The following is a 2,508-nucleotide window of genomic DNA, read 5'->3' as shown; positions in this document are numbered from 1 at the left end:
TATTTTTATTTACTCCATAAATTACTTGTATATATCCTCTGTCCAATTAATCATGATTACATGAATTTTATTTAACATTACATTCTATCCAATCTCCAACCTTAGCCAGATTATTCAATCCAATCACGTCATTAAGTTATACAGTAAAATACTGAGCCTCTGCGAGGTATTAGCAAGCCAAATCCCTGAATATGAAACGCACTTCCTATAAGGGTAATTTCATGTGAATCATGTAGAAACGATGAAGTTGGAAGATGACAAGCATTGATTTATCATTAGAGAAACGGGGTAAACCTGAATATTGGAGTCAAACATGGGAAATAATCAAGTTGAAGCAATGCCTGAGAAACAACAAGGAGGAAAAAATAATAAAAAACGGAAGATAATACTTTCTGTTGTTGTATTACTTTTTTTGTTTGCTGGTGTGGCTTATTTAACTTACTGGTACATGGTATTGCGTTTCTATCAATCAACAGATAATGCTTATGTTGCTGGTAATCAGGTTCAAGTCATGTCACAAACCCATGGCAGTGTAAAAAATATTTATGTTGATAATACTGATTTTGTTCAACAAGGAGACCTTCTATTAACTTTGGACAGTACTGACGCTGAAAATGCCTTTGAGAAGAGCAAGCATGCGTTAGCTCAAGCCGTGCGTGAAACACAAGAAACCATCCTCAGTAATCCCAAACTTCTAGCCAATGTGGAACTAAAACAGCTTACCTTAGATAAGGTTAAAAATGATCTGGCACGACGGGAAAGACTAGGCAAGGTCAATGTTATTGCTGTTGAAGAGTTAGAGCATGCCCGTAAGGCGGTCGATATTGCTAAAGCAGATCTCAAGGTCGCTATACAGCAGCATAAAATTAACCAAGCTTTGGTTATGGGAACACCACTGGAAAAGCTGCCTAATATAGAAAAATCTGCATCCAATTTACGCGAAGCTTGGCTGTCTCTGCAACGTACCAAGATTTACGCTCCTGTAAGTGGATATATATCACGTCGCAGTGTCCAAGTCGGAGCGAGAATCAGCCAATCTACGCCATTAATGATCATCGTCCCTTCTGATCAGTTATGGGTTGAGGCGAATTTTAAAGAAGTACAGTTCACTAATATGCGTCTGGGTCAATCCGTTAAGTTAGTCAGTGACTTTTATGGTGATAGTATTACTTATCAAGGACGTATTATTGGCATGGATATGGGAACTGGCAGCGCTTTTTCTATCCTTCCCGCTCAGAATGCAACAGGTAACTGGATTAAAGTGGTACAGCGCCTCCCTGTACGCATTGAATTAAAACCGGAACAAGTTGCCCTCAATCCGTTACGAATTGGCTTATCTATGCATGCAACAGTTGATACCAGAGACACAGAAGGTACAACCCTGGCGACCAAGGCTCCACAACGAATTATTTATCAAACTGACGTTCTCTCATTCAATAGTAATAAGATAGATGAAATCATTGAGCAAATCATAAAACTCAATACAAGTAATGAAAATTAAGGATCACACTGCTATGGGACCTTTATCAGTCAGCCAGCGCTGGTGGTTAATCCTGGCTCTGGCTGTTATTGCCTTTCTGCAAATATTGGATTTGACGATTGCTAACGTGGCATTGTCAACCATTGCAGGTGATCTTGGATCATCCGTGTCACAAGGAACTTGGGTTATAACGTCATTCGGTGTTGCTAATGCGATTTCTATCCCTTTAACTGGTTGGCTGGCAAAACGGATAGGGGAAGTGCGGCTGTTTATTATTTCTACTCTACTTTTTATTATTTTTTCCTGGCTATGTGGCATATCCAATAGCCTTGAAATGCTAATTATTACTAGAATCATGCAGGGTGCTGTTGCTGGCCCCATCATCCCTTTATCACAAAGTCTGCTGTTGGCAAATTTTCCTAAATCCCAACACAGTATGGCTTTGGCTATTTGGTCTATGACCGTCATTATTGCCCCTGTTTGTGGCCCAATTCTCGGAGGATGGATTAGCGATAACTTCCACTGGGGATGGATCTTCTTGATCAACGTCCCTATCGGTTTGGTTGCCATTTTTATCACTTATTTACTGTTAAATAAGCGCGAAACAAAAACTGAAATTATCCCAGTTGATAAAGTGGGCTTGGTTCTGCTAGTTGTCGGTATTGGTTGCTTACAACTTATGTTGGACAGAGGGAAGGAACTCGATTGGTTTAATTCCAATGAGATCATCGTACTGGCTATCATTGCAACGATAGGTATTGTCCTGTTTGTCATTTGGGAAATGACTGATGATAACCCAATTGTTGATTTATCCCTGTTTAAATCACGTAATTTTACAGTGGGTACGATTTGTATTAGTTTGGCATTTCTATTGCACATTGGTGTCCTAGTCTTACAACCTCAGTTATTACAGACAGTTTTTGGCTATACCGCTACTTGGGCGGGGCTGGCATTAGCTCCTCTCGGCATTCTTCCCATTATTCTAGCTCCAGTTATCGGTCGATTTGGCGCTAAAATTGATATGCGCT

2 protein-coding genes are annotated in these 2,508 nt (G+C 40.0%); both read left to right on the top strand.

What is annotated here, in order from left to right:
* Positions 1 to 313 precede the first annotated feature (313 nt).
* Positions 314 to 1,501: a multidrug efflux MFS transporter periplasmic adaptor subunit EmrA gene (gene emrA / locus PSI17_RS16475; protein ID WP_273552997.1), complete on the top strand. Its 1,188-nt coding sequence runs from the start codon at positions 314 to 316 to the stop codon at positions 1,499 to 1,501.
* On the top strand, positions 1,491 to 2,508 hold a 1,018-nt coding region (locus tag PSI17_RS16470; protein WP_443256043.1), incomplete at its 3' end, for a DHA2 family efflux MFS transporter permease subunit. The genes emrA and PSI17_RS16470, both read left to right, overlap by 11 nt.

Source organism: Xenorhabdus sp. IM139775 (genome assembly GCF_028598745.1).
GTDB lineage: Bacteria > Pseudomonadota > Gammaproteobacteria > Enterobacterales > Enterobacteriaceae > Xenorhabdus.
Note: the sequence above shows the minus strand (reverse complement) of the source record. Positions and strands in the feature narration are given on the sequence as shown.